16 protein-coding genes and 1 other RNA gene are annotated in these 18,869 nt (G+C 61.6%); 2 read left to right on the plus strand and 15 right to left on the minus strand.

All coding sequences use genetic code 11. The features are described from left to right. Positions 1 to 68 precede the first annotated feature (68 nt). From AZF01_RS14620 to AZF01_RS14675, 11 genes are all read right to left on the minus strand, one after another. Positions 69 to 1,118, minus strand: coding sequence for a LacI family DNA-binding transcriptional regulator (locus AZF01_RS14620; protein ID WP_024706702.1), 1,050 nt, complete (start codon positions 1,116 to 1,118; stop codon positions 69 to 71). Positions 1,119 to 1,260: 142 nt separating this feature from the next. Next, positions 1,261 to 2,796, minus strand: coding sequence for a tripartite tricarboxylate transporter permease (locus tag AZF01_RS14625; RefSeq protein WP_024706703.1), 1,536 nt, complete (start codon positions 2,794 to 2,796; stop codon positions 1,261 to 1,263). A gap of 1 nt (position 2,797) precedes the next feature. After that, on the minus strand, positions 2,798 to 3,331 hold the full coding sequence (locus AZF01_RS14630; RefSeq protein WP_082781096.1) for a tripartite tricarboxylate transporter TctB family protein: 534 nt from the start codon (positions 3,329 to 3,331) through the stop codon (positions 2,798 to 2,800). 151 nt (positions 3,332 to 3,482) lie between these two features. After that, positions 3,483 to 5,069, minus strand: a complete 1,587-nt coding sequence (betC, locus tag AZF01_RS14640) for a choline-sulfatase (protein ID WP_024707979.1) — start codon at positions 5,067 to 5,069, stop codon at positions 3,483 to 3,485. A gap of 198 nt (positions 5,070 to 5,267) precedes the next feature. Continuing rightward, positions 5,268 to 6,245, minus strand: coding sequence for a tripartite tricarboxylate transporter substrate binding protein (locus AZF01_RS14645; RefSeq protein ID WP_036236999.1), 978 nt, complete (start codon positions 6,243 to 6,245; stop codon positions 5,268 to 5,270). 378 nt (positions 6,246 to 6,623) lie between these two features. Continuing rightward, a complete protein-coding gene (locus AZF01_RS14650; RefSeq protein ID WP_024707981.1) occupies positions 6,624 to 7,340 on the minus strand; it encodes an MgtC/SapB family protein in 717 nt (238 codons plus the stop codon). Between the two features lie 108 nt (positions 7,341 to 7,448). Further along, complete coding sequence (locus AZF01_RS14655) at positions 7,449 to 8,273, minus strand: TIGR00282 family metallophosphoesterase (protein ID WP_024707982.1); 825 nt, start codon at positions 8,271 to 8,273, stop codon at positions 7,449 to 7,451. A 130-nt stretch (positions 8,274 to 8,403) separates the two neighbouring features. Further along, entirely contained in the window at positions 8,404 to 8,964 is a 561-nt protein-coding gene (locus AZF01_RS14660; RefSeq protein WP_161633028.1) for a 5-formyltetrahydrofolate cyclo-ligase, read from the minus strand. A 59-nt stretch (positions 8,965 to 9,023) separates the two neighbouring features. Then, positions 9,024 to 9,185: non-coding RNA, 6S RNA (gene ssrS / locus AZF01_RS14665), on the minus strand. A gap of 105 nt (positions 9,186 to 9,290) precedes the next feature. After that, complete coding sequence (locus AZF01_RS14670; RefSeq protein ID WP_024707984.1) at positions 9,291 to 9,656, minus strand: cell division protein ZapA; 366 nt, start codon at positions 9,654 to 9,656, stop codon at positions 9,291 to 9,293. A gap of 17 nt (positions 9,657 to 9,673) precedes the next feature. Next, positions 9,674 to 9,955 carry a DUF4164 domain-containing protein gene (locus tag AZF01_RS14675; RefSeq protein ID WP_024707985.1) on the minus strand — a complete coding sequence of 94 codons (282 nt, stop codon included), beginning with the start codon at positions 9,953 to 9,955 and terminating at the stop codon, positions 9,674 to 9,676. Positions 9,956 to 10,518: 563 nt separating this feature from the next. Between AZF01_RS14675 and tkt the strand changes: the two genes are divergently transcribed. Together tkt and gap are read left to right on the plus strand one after the other, a co-directional pair. Further along, a complete protein-coding gene (gene tkt / locus AZF01_RS14680; protein WP_061449703.1) occupies positions 10,519 to 12,501 on the plus strand; it encodes a transketolase in 1,983 nt (660 codons plus the stop codon). A 253-nt stretch (positions 12,502 to 12,754) separates the two neighbouring features. Further along, complete coding sequence (gene gap / locus AZF01_RS14690; RefSeq protein ID WP_024706987.1) at positions 12,755 to 13,756, plus strand: type I glyceraldehyde-3-phosphate dehydrogenase; 1,002 nt, start codon at positions 12,755 to 12,757, stop codon at positions 13,754 to 13,756. Between the two features lie 443 nt (positions 13,757 to 14,199). Here the strand turns inward: gap and AZF01_RS14695 are convergent, their stop codons facing one another. From AZF01_RS14695 to rpmE, 4 genes are all read right to left on the minus strand, one after another. Then, positions 14,200 to 15,561, minus strand: a complete 1,362-nt coding sequence (locus AZF01_RS14695) for a surface lipoprotein assembly modifier (protein WP_024706986.1) — start codon at positions 15,559 to 15,561, stop codon at positions 14,200 to 14,202. 5 nt (positions 15,562 to 15,566) lie between these two features. Continuing rightward, entirely contained in the window at positions 15,567 to 16,439 is an 873-nt protein-coding gene (locus AZF01_RS14700; RefSeq protein ID WP_024706985.1) for a hypothetical protein, read from the minus strand. Between the two features lie 194 nt (positions 16,440 to 16,633). Continuing rightward, positions 16,634 to 18,274 carry an alpha/beta fold hydrolase gene (locus AZF01_RS14705; RefSeq protein WP_024706984.1) on the minus strand — a complete coding sequence of 547 codons (1,641 nt, stop codon included), beginning with the start codon at positions 18,272 to 18,274 and terminating at the stop codon, positions 16,634 to 16,636. Positions 18,275 to 18,605: 331 nt separating this feature from the next. Further along, positions 18,606 to 18,827, minus strand: coding sequence for a 50S ribosomal protein L31 (gene rpmE / locus AZF01_RS14710; protein ID WP_018066325.1), 222 nt, complete (start codon positions 18,825 to 18,827; stop codon positions 18,606 to 18,608). Between the last annotated feature and the right edge of the window lie 42 nt (positions 18,828 to 18,869).

Consider the following 18,869-nt stretch of genomic DNA (forward strand, 5'->3'; position numbering starts at 1 on the left):
CAATCACATCCGGCCGCAACGGCGACAATTTCAGATTGTTTGCGCGAGAAAGACCGTGGGCGCTGCCTTTACGTTGACCGCGCGCCAGCCATCTTGCCGGACGAAAGCGCGCCGGATGCCGGTCCGGTTGACTTCCTCAGCTTGATGTCACCGGGAGGCAAAGGCGCAACGTCGGCCTGTTCGTCTCCGGAGAGACGCCTGATCAGCAGCGTCGCGGCAATGCGGCCAAGCTCGACCGTCGGCATCGGCACCGTGGTGAGTTCCGGGGTCAGCAACTCGGCAAAAACATCGTCATGCAGGGATATGACGGACACGTCTTCGGGAATCCGCTTGCCCGCGCCTTGCAGGACTTTCATGGCGCCGCCGGCCGAAACCAGCGTCGCGGCAAAGACGGCGGTCATATCCTGATCGAGCAGCCGCCGCATCGCCTCCTTCCCGCCTTCCACGGTGTAGCCGGCTTCGGAAACCAGAGCGGGGTCAAACTCGATGCCCGCTTCTGCCAGCGCCTCCTTGTATCCTTCGATGCGCTGCCGCGCATTCATGCCGCCGGCGCGGCCGCTCAGATGGGCTATCCTCCTGTGGCCGAGCGCAATGAGGTGCTGGACGGCGGACTTTGCGGCAGCGCAGCCGTCAAAGATAACGCTTGGCGAAACGCCATCAAGCGACTTGTTCATCAGGACAACCGGCACATCCGCTTCAAGAAGCTCGGCCTTCAGTTTCGTATCGTCTTCGAAGCTCGCGACCAACAGGCCGTCAACCCTGTTCATCTGCGACAGGTGGGATACGGATTTGCCGGCCCGGCCAAGCTCCCGGTGAGAAATAATCAGCGAATAGCCGTTCTGCGCACAGACCTCTTCCGCGCCATAGATCATCGCAGAGAACACCGGATTTTCGAGCTGGGGAACCACGAGCCCGATCGTCGAGCTCTTCGAAGTTCTCAGTCCGCGCGCAAGCGCGTTGGGCCGGTATTTGAGCCGGGCGGCGGCATCAAGAACGCGTTTCTTGGTATCATCGCGGACGCGCTGACTCTCATCGCCGCGCAAGATCCTCGACACGGTCGAAACATCCACCTGTGCAAGCGCGGCAACATCACCCAGCGTAACCGATCTTTTTGCCACGTTTTCAAGCGCTCCCCTGCAGCAAGACTTACCAGGCAGTATGTTAGCCGAACCCGGAGAGCGAATTCCAGTATCCGCGATCAAACTTTGTCATTATCGCGGATCGCAGCCTAAAAAAACGCGGCGGCGCGCGTCCTCCCCTTCATGCCGCCGTCTCCCCGCTCGTCCCTTTGCTGCGGTTGTGCACGATCTTTCTGTGCAGGCGCGAATAGCCGCGCCAAACATTCAGGGCAAGAAACAGCAGGCAGATCAGAAGCACGACGCCACTGATCGGGCGGTGCAGGAAGGTCATCGGGTCCCCGCGCGAAAGAAGCAGGCTGCGCCGCAGTTCCTCCTCCATCAGCGGACCGAGAATGAAACCCAGCAACATCGGCGCCGGCTCGAAACGAAGCAGCGACAGCGCGTAGCCCAGGGCACCGGCAGCGGCCAGGAGAAAAATATCGCCGGTATTGCTGTTGACGCTGTAGGCGCCGAGGATCATGAACACGACGATCGCCGGGAACAGAAGGCTTTGGGGAATGCGCAGCAAGGCGACCCACATGCCGATGAGCGGCAGGTTGAGGATAACGAGCAGAACGTTGCCGGTAATAAAGCTGGCGATCAGTCCCCAGAACAGGGCGGGCTGTTCGGAGAGCATCAGCGGCCCCGGCTGGACACCGTTGATGATCAGCGCGCCGAGAACCAGCGCCATGACCGGGTCTCCGGGAATTCCGAGCGACAGGGTCGGGATGAATGCCGTCTGCACTGCGGCGTTGTTGGCGGATTCCGGTCCTGACAATCCTTCGATGGCCCCGTGACCGAACCGTTCCGGCGTGCGTGAAACCTTCTTTTCCAGCGCGTAGGCCATGAAGGAGGCGATCGTCGATCCGACGCCCGGCAGGGCGCCGAGAAAGCCGCCCAAGCCCGCGCCGCGCCCCATGGCCGGCAGCGACCGGCGCCAGTCCTGCTTCGTGGGCAGCATCGAGCGCAGCGAAACGCTTTGGACCTCCCGTCGCCCCTCTCGCCCGTGAACCCCGCCGATAATCTCGGCCAGGCCGAACACCCCCATCGCCAGCACGACAAGGCCAAAGCCTTCCATCAGCAGCGATATGCCAAAGCCGTAGCGAATGACGCCCGAGGTCACATCGGTGCCGATCGTGCCGAGCAACACGCCGAACGCCACCATGCACAGCCCCTTCAAAGCGCCGTTGATGGCCAGAGAACTGGCGGCCACCAGCCCGAGCAGCATGACCGCAAAATATTCCTGCGGCCCGAACATGAGGCCGAAGGACGAAATCACCGGCGTGAAGGCCGCGAGCAGAACGAGCCCCGACATCGCCCCGAAAAACGAGGCGATCGTGGTGATGAACAGGGCGACGCCGGCCCGCCCCTGCTTTGTCATCGGGTGACCGTCGAGACAGCTGACGACGGAAGACGGGGTGCCGGGCAGGTTGAGAAGAATGGATGCTGTCGAACCGCCATAGGCAGAGCCGTTATAAACGCCGGCGATCATCACGATGGCGTGCAGCGGCTCGAGATAGAAGGTCAGCGGCAGCAGAAGCGAGATCGTGGTCAGGGCGCCGATGCCGGGCAAGACCCCGATGAGCGTTCCGAGGAAGACGCCGACAAAGCAGTAAAGCAGCCCTGTCAGGCTGAAGGCCATATGAAAGCCAAGCGACAGATTGGAAAAGAGTTCCACCTCAGCCTCCATTGATGAGGATCGCCGGCCAGAGCGGGAGATAGACGCCGAGCCCTCCGACGAAAATGGCCATGCTGAAGAGCGTGATCGCAACACTTGCCAGGAGACGGCCAGCCAGGGTCAGGTTCCGGCTCATAAAGGTCAGCAGGAACAGGCACAGCAGCAATGTGAGCACCAGGCCCGCCCGGTCCAGCATCAGGCCGAACAGCACCACGACGCCGAGGACCAGCGCGGGCGGGAACAGGGCAGGCTTCAGCCCCTCGCCGCCGCGGATGACCGCCTGTATCGCGATCGCCGCACCAAGCGCGGCCATCAGCCAGCCGACGATCACCGGAAAATAGCCGGGCCCCATTTGTCTGGCAGACCCGAAATCATAATGGCGGGCGTAAAGTGCGGCGAAGACGCCGATGCCCGCCATGAGAAGTCCGCCTATGAAATCAGCTTGATCCGGCCGCTGCATCATGTTCCTCCCGAGACATGTTCCACCACCCCCCTGGCACGGCTTGCCTTGCGACGCCTGCCAGCCTTCAAGCATCAGGCCGCCGGCCTGGCCGCCTGATGCTCCTCTTGTTCAACCGGTGCGCTAGCGCATCGGCCCGAAAATCGGGTCTGATTTTCGGAAAGCACGATGCGTCGATAAAATAGGTTAGAGCGTCCTTTGTGCGTCCGAATGGACGCACGGCGCTCTAGCCCGTGATCTCGGACTCCTCCGGGATATAACTGGCGAGCGGGAGCCTGGCCCTCGCCTTCGTGGGATCCTCGCCGTAAACCGGCCCGCCGCCGCGCACGAACCGCACATCGTCGTCCGGCCGGACCTTCCAGTTCCAGCTTACCGGCGCTCGTCGCGCCTTCGTGGCCGTGTGGATCAAACGTCGGCGCTCCTGGCTGAGCAGCACGCGCTGTGCGATGACCTCCGGATCATACCCGCCGTGCTCCGAAAGCGATAACAGACGGGCAAGGATGCCCTCGGCGTCCTTGTCGGCGCTGCGGTCGCACAGTTCCTCGGGGTCTTCCTCGATATTGAAGAGGAGATTGGCGAGGGTCCCGATCCGGATCAATTTCCAGGCGCCCTCCTTCACCATCCTGACCGGCGCCGGAGAGCCGCCGGCATTGAAGTCGGAGATCACCAGATCGGGCCAGTTCGCATCGGCGCCGCTCTGCAGGAAACGGAGCAGGGAACGGCCGTCAAGGGTCTCCTCGCACGGCAGCGGATCTTCATGTTTGCCGCGGGCAAAATCGATGAATGTCGGCAGAAGGTCCACAAGCGACACGTTCTGCCTGATCCGGCGCGGAGCAAAGCGTTCCGGCCATGACACAAACAACGGCACCCGCTCGGCATATTCGAACATGCACATCTTGAACCACATGCCGCGTTCGCCCAGCATCTCGCCGTGATCCGAGGTGAAGACGATGACTGTGTCGTCGCCGAAGCCGGCGTCTTCAAGCGTGTCGAGCAGCCTTCCGATGCGCTCGTCGATCCAGGTGACCATGGCGTAATAGGCCCGCCTGGCGGCAATCACATTCTCCTCGGCAACGGGCATCTCATGGCGGCGATGATTGTAGTAGAGTTGCAGGCTCAACGGATCCATCCTGTCCGGGTCGATCGGCCCGACGCGCGGAAGATCGATCTCCGCGCCCTCATACATGTCCCAGTATGGTTGCGGCGCATCGAAAGGCGGATGGGGATGGGTGTATGAAACGGTCAGGAAGAAGGGACGCTTGTCCTTCCGGTCACGCGCCTTGTCCCAGATATACTGCTCGGCCAGCAGTTGAACCTCTTCGTCATAATCGATCTGAAGATTGCGCTTGCATGGTCCGGCATCGAGAATGGGACGCATGCTCACGCCGGCAATGTTGGGCGCCGTCCTGGGCATTTTCGCATTGGCGGTCCAGCTGAAATCCGAGGGATAAATGTCCGTGGTCAGTCGATTTTCATAGCCATGCAGCTGGTCCGGGCCGATGAAATGCATCTTGCCGACAAGCGTCGTGTCATAGCCGAGATTGCCGAGAAAATGCGGAATGCAGGGGACATCGCAACCAAGTGGCGTGGCATTGTCCCAGGCCTCGATCGCGGGCGCAAGGCGTCCCGACATCATCGAGGCGCGGCTCGGGCAGCATATGGGCGAGTTTGCGTAGGCCGCGTCGAAGACCACGCTGCGCTCGGCCAGGCGGGTCAGGTTCGGCGCCTTGACGACCTTGTGGCCGTATGTCGGCAGGATATCGGCCGTCAGTTCATCGACGACGATAAATAGGATATTCGGAGCTTCGCTCATGGTGTCACAACCTGTCTGAAACCGTGGATGGGGCCCGCCGCCGGATTTCGGCCGCAGGGTCTGGGATCATCAGGCGGATAAGACGAACCGCCTGATGATCCGGCTTTGCCCTTCGGCGTGTCCGGCAATCGGAGAACAGCGACCGTTCATCGGCCGACGCGCCCGGACGCGGATGACGATCGTCCGCCCGCGCGCGGGTTATTTGAGGCCTGCAGCCTTGATGATCGGCGCCCATTTTGTGGTTTCGGTCGCGATCATCTCACCGAAGCCCTCAGCCGTGGTCGGCCATATCGCCATGCCCTGCCGGGTAAGCGTGGCGACAACATTCTCATCGGTCAGGGCGATCTGGGCCGCGGCATTCAACCGCTCGACAATCTCCCCCGGCGTTCCGGCGGGAACGACCAGGCCGAAGAACGTCAATGCCTCGAAATCCTTCACGCCGGCCTCGGAGAAGGTCGGCACGCCCGGCGCGAACGCGGATTCCTTCATCTGACCGATGGCCAGCCCGACGACCTCGCCGGCCTTCAGCGGCTCCACCTCGCTGGGCAGAATATTCATCATCAGCGGCACGTGACCGCCCATCAGCGCGGTCTGGGCCGGCGCGCCCCCGTTGAACGGAATATGGATCAGGTCGATACCCGCCTGCGCCTCGAGCAATTCGATGGCGAGATGACTGGGCGTTCCGATGCCGTAGGACGCGACCGGAATGACGCCCGGATCGGCCTTGGCAGCCTCGATCACCTCCCCGAGCGTCGTGAAACCGGACTCTTTCGAGGAGACAAGGATGACGGGATTGGCGCTGAGCAGGGATACCGGCTCGAAATCGGCAATCGGGTCGTAACCGACATTATCCAGAATGATCGGATTGGTGATCAGATTGGCCGCCACCGCCACAAGCACCGTATATCCGTCCGGCGCCGCTTCCGCGACGCTTTTCGCCGCGATGGTCGCGCCCCCGCCCGCCTTGTTGACGACGACGATGTTCTGGCCGACATCCCTTGCCATCGCCTCCGCGATGACGCGAACGGCAACATCGGTCGCTCCGCCTGCCGCGTAGGGAACCACGAATGTGATCGGGCGGGTCGGATAGTCGCTCTGCGCCAGCGCGCCGCCTCCCGCCAAGGCCATAGCGGCCGCCGCGAGACAGCCCACAAGTTTGCTTGTCCATTTCAACATTGTTTTCCTCCCTTTTTCAAACGCGTCAAGCCGGGTTCCCGTCAACGGAGACCCTGCCGCATGCTCGAAACCGGCAATCCGATTCCCCTCCAGAGCTATTATTACGGCCTAGACAATCGTTTGTTCAATGTTGAACACAGGCTTTTCCATTTGTCAAGCGCGAGGCTTGCCGGGCGAAGCTTCGGCCTGTCGCCGGTCGATCTCCACAACGCCGTCTCGCGCGGCGCGCCTTGCCGAAACCGCTGCGACGCAGACGTCGGCCTTCGCTGGCAAAGGCCGGACGGAAGGGCAAGAATGCCACAATGCCGCGATCATGTCAGAAAAAACACGCCTTGGATGCAATCATCGCTCGCGCGCGTTTTGTCGCGCCGAAGCCGCTCAGTCGGCCGCCTCGTTCTCCCAATAGGCGTTGGCAACGCCCGGCCATCTGACCATGCCGGCGACAAGCGTATCGATCTCGGCGTGGATGACGGCGGTGCGCACGAGCGTGGCGCCGATCTCGACCAGACCATCCTCGCGCTCCTCGATCTCGATGTCGCGCACCGGATAATGGGCGCGGTCGAGTTCCTCGAAGAGCCGGCGGCGCACGGCGGAGATCCTGTCCTCGCTGGTGACGACGCGTACGACGAACATGGCCTCGCCGGCATTGGGGTTGAGCGGCAGGCGGTTTATCCGGTCGGCGACCGGATGGAGCAGGGTGTTGGCGGCAAGCACCACGATCGTGACCAGCCCCGCTTCTGCCAGCATGTCGGCCCCCGCGCTGGCGCCGGCGGCGGCCGAGCACCAGAGCGTCGCGGCGGTATTGAGGCCGCGCACATTATAGCCCTCCTTCATGATCACGCCGGCGCCGAGAAAGCCGATGCCGGAGACCACGTAGGAGATGACGCGAACCGCCTCGACATCTCCCGCCACCCGCTGGCCGAGATCGACGAAGGCCGCCGCGCCGATGGCGACCAGCGCATTGGTGCGCACGCCGGCGCTGCGCTGGCGATACTGCCGTTCCGCGCCGATCGCCGTGCCGCAGATGAAGCCGATGATCAGGCTGAGCGCGCTGTCGAGGATCGGAAAAAGCTGAAAGGTATTGAGGAAGTTCATGCCGTGCTGGTCCCGCTTTCGTCCTGCCGGCGACTGTCAGGCAAGCTGCCTCCCCGGCGAAAGCGCTTTATTCAGTACGAATATGACATGCGCATTATGCCGCGGGTGCTAAAGCCAGAAGTCCGGAATGGTTTCGGAAAGCCTCGGACCGAGGCGAAGCGGCGCGATCTTCTCGGCGAGGCCGGTCCTGTCGGAAATGTCGACCCCGACGCCGCAGATGGTCGCCGGGCCGGTCGCCGCCTCGAAGCGGGACTTGTTCATCTTGGAGACAAACCGGGAAAGCGGCTCCTCCTTGTCCATGCCGAGCGAGGAATCGTAATCGCCGCACATGCCCGCATCCGACATATAGGCGGTTCCGCCGTTGAGGATCTGGCAGTCGGCGGTCGGCACATGGGTGTGGGTGCCGACGACGAGACTCGCGCGACCATCGACGAAATGGCCGAAGGCCTGCTTCTCGCTGGTGGCTTCCGCGTGGAAATCGAAGACGATGGCGTCCACCTGGTCCTTGAGCTGGCAGGCGCCGAGAATGTCCTCGCCCGCTTTGAAGGGGTCATCAAGCTCGGGATGCATGAACACGCGGCCCATGATGTTGGCAACGAGCACGCGCGCGCCGTTGCGGGCGTAATGGATGCTCGAGCCCCTGCCCGGCGTGCCGGCCGGATAGTTCGCGGGTCTCAGGAACTGCTCGTGCCGGTCGGCGAAGATGATCGCGTCCTTCTGGTCCCAGACGTGGTTGCCGGTGGTGACCACATCGGCGCCGGCATTGATGGTTTCCTGGAAGATCGTCTCGGTGATGCCGAAGCCGCCGGCGGCATTCTCGCCGTTGACGATCACGAAATCGAGCCTCAGATCGCTGATGAGGCCCGGCAGGCGGTCCCACACCGCCTTGCGGCCCGTCTTGCCGACCATGTCCCCGAGAAAAAGCAAACGCATGAAAAATCCAATCTGTCCCGTACGGCGCATGCCGGAACCCTCGGCGTTCCGGCACTCGTGCAGACAGGCTCTAACGCCCCAAGGCTTTCATGCAAATGGTTTTTGTCGAAAACACGCCGGAAAGGACGGTTCAGTCCCGGTTTTCCGTCCGCCGGAAACCGCTTTCGGTGATGATCGCATCGAGCGGCACATCATGGGATTCGGCGGGAACAGCAGGAACTTCCTGAAGATCGAAGGCGATGCCGACGAGAAGCGGCCTTCTGCCGCGCCCGGCAAGGCGCGCAATCGCCCGGTCGTAATGGCCGGCGCCATAGCCGATGCGGTTGCCGGCCTCGTCAAAGACCGAAAGCGGCATCAGCAGGATATCGGGATCGACTTCGGCTGCCTGCTCGCCCGGCGCGCGGGTGCCGAAGCCGCCGGCAACGAGCGCCTCGCCCGAACGAAAGCTGCGAAAGACGATGGTCTCGCGGTCGATCACGGCGGGAAGCGCCAGCGCCGCGCCGGCCTTTTCCAGCAACGTCATGAGCAGGCCGACATCGACCTCGGAGCGGATGGGATGATAACCGGCGACGCGTTTTCCGGCAATCTCGGGAGCAAGCGCCTCGGCGCCATGGGTGGCGATCGCCAGGCTTTTCGCACGGCGCTCTTCCGCCGTCATCGCGTCCCGGCGCTTGAGGCTGCGATTGCGCATGTCCGGCTTGCTGTCTGGCACGTCGTTCACACGCATGTCCTGCCTGCGTCGCATAAAAAAGTCGGTCCACGGCGACCGATGGAATCGGTTGGATCCTGGGCGCCTACAGAAGTAGGTGGGCGCCATATAACCAAGCCCACGAGCGAGGTCAGGGACAGCTCCCTTAGGATCGAGTAAGGCCCCGGGGATTCGTTGATTCCTGTCGAGAAGCGCAGACCGTAACCTTTATATAAGGCTCTGGCCTTCCGCCCGCCAGAGGGAAATGAAGTCGCAGCCATGATTTTTCCGAAATCGCCAGAAGCGTCTCCGGACCTCCGGAAAACCGGCTATTTGTCGGCGCCCGACACCTTCCTGGAAAGCGTCGAAAGCCGCTCGGCGAGATTTTCCAGAACGGCCGCCACCTCATCGTCATGGGCCGCCCGCGCGTTGTCCGCGGACCCCGCCGTGGCCCGCAGTTCCTCAAGCTCGGCTGAATTGGCATCGACAAGGGCTTGCAGGTCGTGCAACTCGTCCATGATCATGATGCCCGCCATCACCGTCAGCCGCAGGTCGCCGATCTCGCCGAACTGGCCGCGCAGATTGCCGATATAGGAATCGAACCGGGCGGCGAGATCGACCAGGTGGTCCTCCTGCCCCGCCTCGCAGGCCATTCGATAGGCCTTGCCATCAATATTGACGGTGACTTGCGCCATCTCTTCCTCTTTCCGGCCTATCTTTCGTGGTCGAGAACGGAGCGGATCGTCTCCATCGCCGTGACCAGCCTGCGGGAGACTTCGCGGTTGACTTCCTCCAGCCGGTTTGCCCGAAACTGCGCCTGGTCCAGTTCGCGCGCAAGACCCGCGCGGTCCTCATGCACGATCCGCACCTCATTTTCGAGGTCTTCCCGGTTCTGGAGCTTTTCCGTACGGGCGTCGACGGCGCTCTCCAGGCCCGAAAGCGCCTTCTCAAGCGCTTCAAGCGCGTTTTGCAGCCGCCCTGTTTCCGCCACCATTGCCTTTCCTCTAAAAAGAGAGACGCGCATAGCATGAACACCTCGGAAGACCGCCACCGCAGGGTGAAAATCTGGCCTTCCGAATCGCCAAGATGCCCGAAATTTCATCGTGATCTTAGGGAGAGTTAACAGCCGAGGTCAACTGAGGCCCATGATTGTCAAGTGGAAACTTGACGCAGGGCCGACCGATCGCAAAGACCGACGGCCTTTGAGGGCGAAGGGGACGGATTTGTAAGCGCGCGACTGGCCGAGGATTTGTCATAAAACAATGAAACAGGGAAAGAATTCGTTTATCAATCGATTTAGAAGCGCGAAACCGGCTGAACGGAGGCAAGTCATGCACCATATTGCAGCGAGGCTGGTTAAGCTGTGGCAGGCCAAAATGAAATGGTGTAGTGTCCTCGCGTTTTCGGGCTCGAGGTCCAGCGAGGCGCTTTCGGATTTGCCGCCTTGATTGCTTCGGGCAACACTGTAGTTTAGCCGGCAGCACTGCCGACCGGCCGGATGGCCGGGCTCCCAATGACCAACGCAATCTCTCAAGAATCAAGAAAAGCGAAGAACACATGACTTCTCTTGAAAAACACAACCGGATGGCCAACGCGATCCGTTTCCTCTCCATGGACGCCGTGCAGAAGGCCAATTCGGGACATCCCGGATTGCCGATGGGCGCGGCCGATGTCGCGACGGTGCTGTTCACCCGGTTCATGCGGTTCGATCCAAAGAACCCGAACTGGCCGAACCGCGACCGCTTCGTGCTGTCTGCGGGCCATGGCTCCATGCTGCTCTACTCGCTGCTCTATCTCCTCGGCTATGAGGACATGACGCTCGAGGACCTGAAGAATTTCCGTCAGCTCGGCTCCAAGACCGCCGGCCACCCGGAATATGGCCACGCCTCCGGCATCGAGACCACCACCGGTCCGCTCGGCCAGGGCATCGCCAATGCCGTCGGCATGGCGATCGCGGAACGCAAGCTTGCCGACGAGTTCGGCGACGCGCTGATGGATCACTACACCTATGCGCTGTGCGGCGACGGCTGCCTGATGGAAGGCATCAGCCAGGAGGCGATCACCCTTGCCGGCCATCTGAAGCTTTCCAAGCTGATCCTCTTCTGGGACAACAACTCGATCACCATCGACGGCGCCGTTTCGCTTGCCGATTCGACTGACCAGCACGCCCGCTTCCGCGCCGCGAACTGGCACACGATCGACATCGACGGCCACAATCCGGACGAGGTTGCCGCGGCAATCGAGGAAGCCCAGAAGTCCGACAAGCCGACCATGATCGCCTGCAAGACGACCATCGGTTACGGCGCGCCGAAGAAGGCCGGCACCAACAAGGCCCACGGCTCCCCGCTCGGCGACGAGGAAATCGCCGAAACCCGCAAGGCGCTCGGCTGGGAATACGCCCCCTTCGAACTGCCGGAAGACATTCTGGACGCATGGCGCGTCGCCGGCCTGCGCTCGACCAAGTCGCGCGTTGAATGGGAAGAGCGGCTTGAGGGCACCAAGGCCGAGATCAAGGCCGAGTTCAACCGCCGTTTCTCCGGCGCGCTGCCCGGCTCGTTCGACCGTACGGTGCAGAAGTACAAGCAGAAGCTGGCCGACGAAAAGCCGACGCTTGCCTCGCGCAAATCCTCGCAGAATGCGCTGGAAGTCATCAACGGCGCGATCCCGGAAACGATCGGCGGCTCCGCCGACCTGACCGGCTCGAACAACACCAACACCAGCCAGACGCCGTCGATCACGCCCGACGATTTCTCCGGTCGCTTCATCCACTGGGGCATCCGCGAGCATGCCATGGCGGCCGCCATGAACGGCATCGCGCTCCATGGCGGGCTGATCCCCTATTCCGGCGGCTTCCTGATCTTCTCGGATTATTGCCGCACTTCGGTGCGCCTTGCCGCTTTGATGGGCATCCGCGTCATCCACGTGTGGACGCATGATTCGATCGGCGTCGGCGAAGACGGCCCGACCCATGAACCGGTCGAGCAGATGGCCTCGCTGCGCGCGATCCCGAACCTGCTGATGTTCCGCCCGGCGGACGCCATGGAAACGGCAGAATGCTGGCAGCTCGCGCTGGAGAGCCAGCATGCGCCCTCCGGCATCGCGCTCACCCGCCAGAACCTGCCGGCCGTGCGTCTCGACTATTCCGAGAAGAACCTCTGCGCCACGGGCGCCTATGATCTGATCCCGGCCAATGAAGCCGAAGTCACGATCTTCGCCTCCGGTTCGGAAGTCGGTCTCGCGGTGGAAGCCCAGAAGGTCCTCGACGGCAAGGGCATTGCCACCCGCGTCGTTTCCGTGCCCTGCATGGAACTGTTCTTCGAGCAGCCGGAAGATTACCAGAAGGCGATCATCGGCAATTCGCCGATCAAGGTCGGCGTCGAGGCAGCCATCCGCATGGGCTGGGACGCCTTCATCGGCACCGACGGCATCTTCATCGGCATGAACGGCTACGGCGCATCCGGCAAGGGCTCTGATCTCTTCAAGCACTTCGGCATCACCGCCGAGGCGATTGTCGAGGCGGTCGAAAAGAAGCGCGCATAAGCGACTTCAAAGGATTGAATTGGGCAGCCCGGCCCGCGCCGGGCTGCCCTTGCCGAAAATGACGTCATTCTGCCTGTTTAAGGCTGATTTTCCGGCAAAAAGCGCTTATATCGAGGCAGCCGGCCCGCCGGCGCGCGATGGCCGTTTTCGCTGCGGCGGTCTTCGGGGCGTGCGCCCGGCCGTCTCCTGGGGCGTCATCCGGCGGCTTTGAGCTTTGTAAAATATATCTACTCGCGAATAGGGAGTCCCTACCATGACAGTTAAAGTTGCCATCAACGGCTTCGGCCGCATCGGCCGCAATGTTCTGCGCGCCATCGTCGAATCGGGCCGCAAGGACATCGAAGTCGTCGCCATCAACGATCTGGGCCCGGTTGAAACCAATGCTCATCTGCTGAAATATGATTCGGTGCACGGCCGCTTCCCGCACGAGGTCACCGTCAACGGCGACACGATCGATGCCGGCCTCGGCCCGATGCGCGTCACAGCCATCCGCGACCCGAAGGAACTGCCCTGGAGCGACGTCGACATCGCGCTGGAATGCACCGGCATCTTCACTGCCAAGGAAAAGGCCGAGATGCTGCTGGCCTCTGGCGCCAAGCGCGTTCTGGTTTCCGCTCCCTCGGCCGGCGCCGACAAGACGATCGTCTACGGCGTCAACCAGGACACGCTGACCAAGGACGACATGATCGTCTCCAACGGTTCGTGCACCACCAACTGCCTCGCGCCGATCACCTATGTGCTCAACGAGAAGTTCGGCATCGAGCGTGGCTACATGACCACGATCCATTCCTATACAGGCGATCAGCCGACCCTCGACACCATGCACAAGGACCTTTACCGCGCCCGCGCGGCGGCCCTGTCGATCATCCCGACGTCCACCGGCGCGGCGAAGGCGATCGGTCTCGTCATTCCGGAACTGAAGGGCAAGCTCGACGGTTCCTCGATCCGCGTTCCCACGCCGAACGTTTCGGTCGTTGATCTGAAATTCGTGCCGTCCAAGGACGTGACGGCGGAAGAGGTCAACGCCGCAATCAAGGAAGCGGCCGCGGGCAAGCTGAAGGGCGTTCTCGAGTACAATGACGAGCCGCTCGTCTCTCGCGACTTCAACCACGATCCGGCATCCTCGATCTTTGCCGCCCAGCAGACCAAGGTTCTGGAAGGCAAGCTCGTACGCGTGCTCTCCTGGTACGACAATGAATGGGGCTTCTCCAACCGCATGGCCGACGTCGCGGTCGCCATGGGCAAGTTGCTCTAGCGTATCGGCGCGAAAATCGGACCCGATTTTCGGAAAGCATGATGCGTAGTTTCAACAGGTTAGATCGCCGTGCGTGCGAATGGACGCGCGGCGCTCCAAAGTCTCTCGGGTTGTCTTGAACCCTAACCTGCATGTCTGATCTAGCTGGACAACGCTCGGGGGCTGAACGTCTCCGGGCGTTCTTCTATTCGTCTCCGCGTCGTTCCGCGGCTCTCTCGTCCACTTTTTGACGAGTGCCTTGCGTCTGGCGAAGCGCACCTCCATCGAGGTCTGGACTGTATGGCGACGGCCACGAACTGTCATGCCATCCTGCCAAGCGGCGGCCGTTCGCCTTCGCAAACCAGGTGGAAGAGGTCGCGCCATCATTGCCGGCCTCCACTCCAGCAATGGTCACGGGCCACATAAGCCAATCCATCAAATGCCGGGAGCGAACACGGCGGAGCTCAGAATTTCTTCGTCAGATAGGTTGATATCGTGTTCTTCGAAAAATCATAGACATCGATATTCGAGAAGTTCTGCGTGTAGGCATATTCGAGGCGTGGGGCGAAGCCCCTGACCGCCAGATTGCGCAGCGTGATGCCCAGCGAGGCCTGGATACGCTGATCGGAGCGTTTTTCGCCCGCGAGATAGGTTATATCCTGATATCGGCGATCGTCCGCGAAAATCGAGATATCGGAAATCGCTCCGAAACTCCATTCCCGGAAATATTGCGCATTCAGGGAGAACCGGACATAGCTGTTGGTGTCGTTCGCGGCGTCAACAAAGCTGACATTGCCGCCGAAACGCACCGAACTTGCGGACGAGATGGCGTAGAGATGGCTGATTCCCAGCACGGTCTCGCTGCCGTCGAGCGCATCGCGGTCGTGGTAATCAAGCTTGCGCCACAGGCCGCGCAACGTTGTAACGCCCTTTCGGCCCATATTGTGCCTCAGCGAGAAAGCCGGGCCGAGCGACCAGCGATAAGGCTCTTCGCCCTTCATCACATACTGGCCGACCACACCGCCGGTCACCGTCCAGTCACCCATTTCGCGGCGATAATCGACGAAACTGTCGAAGTAGCTCGTGTTGAAGCTGGTATCACGATACCAGTTCCCGTTCACCCCGCCGCCTATGGTGATCGATGAGATTTCATCGAGGTCGAAACGGTAGGATCCGTCCACCCCATAGCCATAGCCGATGCCGCTTTTCTTCTTGGCAGGCAGTATGGGAATGCCGCCGACATAGACGAGATCGGCGTCGGGGGCTTCGGTGATGTTGGTGCTGGGGGCTATGGAGAGATAGCCGCCAAGCGACCAGGGACGGATCGTGCGGGCCCTGGCGGCGAGGCGTTCGTAGAACCTGCGCTCTTCGGCACTGCTGGCGCTTCCGGCCAGAAGTTCGAAGTGATGCAGCGATGCGTTGCCCTCGCCCTGTTCGTAGAGAACGCCGGCAAGTTCGCGCCGGACGTTGCGGGCTTTCGGATTTTGCGAAAGAATGGCGCGAAGAGCGCTTGCCGCTTCCGGCAACCGGCCCTGCTGCTCCAGAATGAGAGCCTGCGTGAAGGCAGCGGCAAGCGTCTTGCCCTTTTCGTCGGCGGCAAAGCTTTCCGCCAGCGCCATTGCATCTTCGTAGCGCCCGTATTCGACCAGCACGCGCACCGCGTCAAAACCGGTCACGCTGGACTGTTTTGCGAAGCCCACTTGCGGAATGCCCATCGTGAATAAGCCAAGGGCGAACGCGAGCATGAAGCGCTTTGTGCGCTCCAGCCGCTGCTCCAGGCCGCGCGCCGGGTCTCGCGCGCGCGGCTCAGATCTGCGGTCGGTCATCGGTCTCAGTCTGCCCGGTTCGCCTGGAACACGCCGATGGTTGCCTTGGTCGGATTGTCGGCATTGTCAAAGGCAGCCACACTGCCGGCCGTCGAACTCGCGCCGCCGCCAAAAAGCGAACCCTTGACGCTGGAGCCTTCGCCGGCCGGATCACCGCCGATCGTCACGCTGTCAGCCACATAGGCAGCGCTGTTCTTGTCCATAGTGCCCGAGAAGCCAACATCGTCCATGGCGCCGATCGGCGCGTCGCCGTCATAGATGGTCAGGTCGCTGAAATCACCCGAAACCGCGCCGTTCTGAAAGTCGACGGTGATTGCGCTCGAGCCGGACACCAGGCCGCCGGCGGCGCCATTCTGCGCCTCGCCGAAATAGTCGCCCCGATAGGTGCCAGTGCCTTCCTGCGGCAGATCGGATATGGTGTCGCCGCTGTAAAGAGCGATGAAGTCGCCGTTCCCCTCGTCATTTTCATCGTCCACGGTGATATACATGGCGCCCGAAGAGCTGTTGTCATCTTCGGAACCGAGGAATGCTTCCAGTGTCGCTGTCTGGCCGTTCAGCTCGGAGGTGCTGCCAACCTCGCTGAAGGACAGGCTCTGGCCGTTATAGGTGCCGGATGTGAAGCTAACCGAAATGTTGCCATTGTCATCTTCGGTATAGTCGCCCGTCGCATCGGCAACCGTCGTGACGGATCCGTTCCTCAGTTGAACAGTGGTTCCGCCAACGGTGTAGCTGCCGTCGCCGCCGCCGGGTTGGCCTCCCGGTGCGCCGCCGCCGCCATTGCCCGGATCCCCCGAAGAACTGTTGCCGGACGTGCTGCTGCATCCGGCCACCGCGATCATTGCGGTGCCTGCTAGAGCAGCCAGAAAGTTCTTGTTCATTGCCCCTAACTCCATCATTCACTTTTGAAATCGCGCATTTTTCAGCGCAGCGCTTGGCGAGGCTAAAGTGAAGATATCGGAAGCGCGCCCCCCATTTGGGGGGTAGGACGGCTCGCCAGCCAAATTATCATTTGGCAAGCGGCTATTCGAGGCTGTTGTTCTGGAGCGATCGCGTTATGCCTTGGCGAAAGGGATCAAACGCAAGAGGCTTGCTTCTTACCGCTTACGGCGCCCGACGTCTTGACTTCCGCGCGCTGTTCCGGCGGGGCGTCACGCAAATGCGCAGCCAGAAGCTCAAAATGGCTGACGACGAGAAGATGGCCGGCGTCCGGTACGATGGCAAGGGGCGCGGCTATCTGTGTCGCCAGCTCGGAAGCGACTTCCGGAGGACACATCTTGTCCTGCGCGCCCTGCAAAAGCGACACCGGCATGGGGAGCGTCTTTGCCTGCGCGGCCCAGTCGCGTTGATTTGTGGCCAGATCGGCGACGATGCTTGTCGTTGAGCGCTCGGCAATCAGGGACAACCAGTCCAGCGCCCATCCGGTGTCGATATAGTGTTCTATCACGGCGAGATCGGCAGGCGATTCGCGATAGCCGTGGCGGTAGGCGCGCCCGGCAAGCTCGGGTCTGCGCGCAATGGCCGCATAAGCCCTGACAAGAGCGGCGAAAATATGCGGGTTTTTCCGGGAGGCATTGGTGAGCGCGCTCTGCAGCCCGCGATTTTTCGACCCTGAGGCCATGGAGGGCGGATGCGGCACTCCGGCAAGCATCAGGCATTCGGTCAGTTCGGGAAAACGCGCCGCGAAATGGACCGCCCAGGAAACGCCCGCGTTTGTCGCCACACAGGTTACCGGGCCGCCAACGAAGTGTCTGATATATTCCGCAACGGCTTCGGTCTGGGTTTCCAGAACATGCGAAGGTTCGGCGCTCGAGGCCCCGGGAGAGAAGAAACGCGGCACGACCAGCCAGCGTAGCCCGTTGCGGTTGAGTATCTTTACCTTGTCGTTGCACAGCACGGTCGGGGAAAGCAGGCTGTGGAAATAAAGGCAGGGCTTTCCCTTCCGGTCGCCAAATTCCCAGACCGGCAATTCAGTGCCGTTTTCCAGCGCAACCGAATGCACGAGAACATCGCGGCCATAATGCCGTCTGAGCAATGTCCGCTCCGGACTGGCCGGCGCTCGGCGGCCGAATGCCTCGGTGAAAAATCCCAGCAAACGGAGGGAGAGTGTGCGCGTGAGCGCAGCCTGGCTGGCGACATCGAATTTCTGGAAGATGACCTGTAACTGCTTGCGCTTGGTATCATAGGAGGTATTGAGCGCCGCGGCGGCCTCCTTCAGGTCAAAACCCGCCAGCAGGCAGCCGAGCAGTTGATATTCACTTCCGGTAAGGCGCGCGCCTGAAGTGAGGGTTACCTCTTCGACAAAGGCTTGATCGAGTTCGAGCGCCAGCCAAAGCGCATCATCCGGTACAGAAGACCAATGGCGTCTCAGGTTGAACAGTACAACCAGCCTGCCATTGCATGCGCGAAAAGCAATTCCCTCGTCACCGTTTTCGGGCAGGGCAAGGTTTTCCGGCAGTTTCTCTGTTTCATCGACACTCAAGACCTTGTCGCCGCCGGCGTCGAAGACAGCCCCTGGAAGATCGAAATCAGGCAATGCCCTGTGAAGAAATTGCCGGATCTCCAATTGCCTGCGGGCATCAAACACGCCCGGCTCGTCGCGATCCCAGTGCTGCGGGAGCGCCGTCGCTTTGAAAGAACTTGGAATTTCGGCCAGACGGGCGATGTGTTGCCTGAAAATCGAGCTTGAAGAGGTCATTCGCACAAGGTCCGGCATTGGCGCCCGATGGTCAAGGAACATGGCGCAAAAACGGCTTATCCGTGCCAAGGAAACGTGGCTGCTTCAAACCGGAGCTGCAAAATATGCCCCTCGAGGGCCCGAATTGGAGCCCCGGTCCCGTCTCGACTTGCGTCCAGCAAGTGCCGGTCTCCAGTCCGGCAATGATCTTGAACCACAAGTCCAGAACCCGGGCCGATGCGCTAGCGCTGTCCGTCTCTGGGCTTTTTTTGTCCGGACATTCCGTCGAGCCATTCCGCAGGCGACCGGATGACAACAAAAAACCCGGCGCGAAGGCCGGGTTTTCGAAAGTTCGTGTCTGACCGGAAGATCAGATGCCGAGCCCGCCGAAGCGCTTGTTGAACTTGGAGACGCGGCCGCCGCGGTCCAGGAGCTGCTGCGAACCGCCGGTCCAGGCCGGGTGCGAAGTCGGGTCGATGTCGAGGTTCAGCACATCGCCTTCCTTGCCCCAGGTCGAGCGGGTCTCGTATTCCGTGCCGTCCGTCATGACGACCTTGATCATGTGATAGTCGGGATGAATATCAGCCTTCATAACTCTCGTTCCTGCAAGCTCGTTACCGGGCCGGCTGCCATT

Origin of the sequence: Martelella sp. AD-3, from assembly GCF_001578105.1 — a bacterium.
Classification (GTDB): Bacteria; Pseudomonadota; Alphaproteobacteria; order Rhizobiales; family Rhizobiaceae; genus Martelella.